Origin of the sequence: Mesorhizobium sp. M2A.F.Ca.ET.067.02.1.1 (assembly GCF_004023285.1) — a bacterium.
Taxonomy (GTDB): Bacteria; Pseudomonadota; Alphaproteobacteria; order Rhizobiales; family Rhizobiaceae; genus Mesorhizobium.
In genome coordinates, this window is record NZ_RZSB01001016.1 from 1 (window position 1) to 1,733 (window position 1,733).

The window sequence follows — 1,733 nt, forward strand, 5'->3', positions numbered from 1 at the left end:
AGGGCAAAATCCTGTTCGATTTCCTGATCTCGCGCGCCGGCGACAACGGTTTTCGGCTCGAATGCCGGGCCGACACCGCCGACGATTTCGTGCGCCGGCTGATGCTTTATCGGCTAAGGGCAAAGGCCGAGATTGCCAAGCAGGATCAGGTGGTTGTCACGGTCGCGTGGGGCGATGATTCAACCGTCTCATCTTCCGATTCAACGGCGCTTACCGACACGCGTTTTCGCGACGTGGCGGTGAGGCGCACTTATGGCGGCGGGGCAAAGGACGGTGGCGATCCTGATGGCTGGAAAGCCGTCCGCATCGCCAACGGCATCGCCGAAAGTGGCGCCGACTACCAGCTTGGCGACGCCTTCCCGCATGACGTGCTGCTCGACGAAACCGGCGGCGTCGGCTTCAAGAAGGGCTGCTATATCGGCCAGGAAGTGGTCTCGCGCATGCAGCATCGCGGCACCGCACGGCGCCGGGTTCTGATCGCATCGGCTGACGGCCCCCTGCCCGCTTCGGGAACCGAGCTTACCGTCGCCGGCCGGCCGGTGGGCGCGCTCGGCTCGGTTGGCGGCAGGACCGGACTTGCCATTGCCCGCATCGACCGGGTCAAGGCGGCGCTCGATGCCGGCGAGGCGATCCTGGCGGGCGAGGTTCCGGTGACGCTCGCGATTCCCGCCTGGGCGAAGTTCAGCTTCCCTGAAGGCGCGGCCAGCGCGGAGGAGGCCTGATGGCGGCCGACCGGGCCGGCGCGCCGCCGCGCGCCTGGCAACGCATGCTTTCGGGACGGCGGCTCGACCTTCTCGACCCCTCGCCGCTCGACATCGAGATCGCCGACATCGCGCATGGGCTCGCCCGCGTCGCCCGCTGGAACGGCCAGACCAGCGGCGACCATGCCTTCTCCGTCGCACAGCACTCGCTGCTGGTCGAGGCGCTCTATGGCGAGTTGGCACCGCAGGCCACGGCGGAGGCGCGGCTCGCCGCGCTGCTGCACGATGCGCCGGAATATGTCATCGGCGACATGATCTCGCCGTTCAAATCGGTGATGGGCGGCTCCTATAAGGATTGCGAGCTGCGCCTGCAGCGCGCGATCCATCTGCGTTTCTCGCTGCCGGCGGAGCTCGCCGCCTCCTTGCGCAAGGACATCAAGCGCGCCGACCAGATCGCCGCCTATTTCGAGGCGACGCTGCTGGCCGGCTTTTCGACGGCGGAAGCGACCGAGTATTTCGGCCGCCCGCGCGGCTTCTCCGCCGACCGCTTCGACCTCACGCCCAAATCCGTCACTTGGGCGCAAACGGCTTTCCTCAAGCGTTTCAAGACACTGGATGCCATGCGCCAGTCTTCGTTCGTCGCCAATTCGGTTATTTGAAAGAACGCTAAATTAACCGGCTACCAGGACAGTATAGCGTTCGGTCACGGTCCGAAGGCGTGCTCATGCCTGGCGTTCATGTCAAGACGGCTTCCACCGCCGGCAAGCGAAGAACGGCCGCTATCGGTCCGGCACGGCGGATTGCGGAGGAATTACGGGCCCAGAACGAGCGTTTCGCGGCCGCCGTCGAGAACATGTCGCATGGGCTATGCATGTTCGACGCCGATGAGCGGATGATCATCTGCAACCGCAATTACATCGATCTCTTCCGCCTCGACGCCAAGGTGGTGAAGCCTGGCATCCGATACTTCGACATTCTGCAGCACAGCGTCGATGTCGGCGTCGCCTCGCAAAGCGCCGAAGAACTCCATGC

The 1,733-nt window shown here is 65.0% G+C and carries 3 protein-coding genes; all 3 read left to right on the forward strand.

Annotation, left to right across the window (positions count from 1 at the left end):
* The coding region (locus tag EOA28_RS34860; protein WP_148671070.1) for a folate-binding protein YgfZ at positions 1-722 on the forward strand (722 nt) is incomplete at its 5' end.
* On the forward strand, positions 722-1,360 hold the full coding sequence (locus tag EOA28_RS34865) for an HD family hydrolase (protein WP_127253590.1): 639 nt from the start codon (positions 722-724) through the stop codon (positions 1,358-1,360). The genes EOA28_RS34860 and EOA28_RS34865, both read left to right, overlap by 1 nt.
* Before the next feature lie 65 nt (positions 1,361-1,425).
* Positions 1,426-1,733 (forward strand): PAS-domain containing protein (locus EOA28_RS34870; protein WP_189342368.1); only part of this gene is annotated, 308 nt, incomplete at its 3' end.

Bases quoted from the DNA above. Each gene is read 5' to 3' on its own strand.
- EOA28_RS34865 (WP_127253590.1), top strand. From the start codon at position 722: ATGGCGGCCGACCGGGCCGGCGCGCCGCCGCGCGCCTGGCAACGCATG.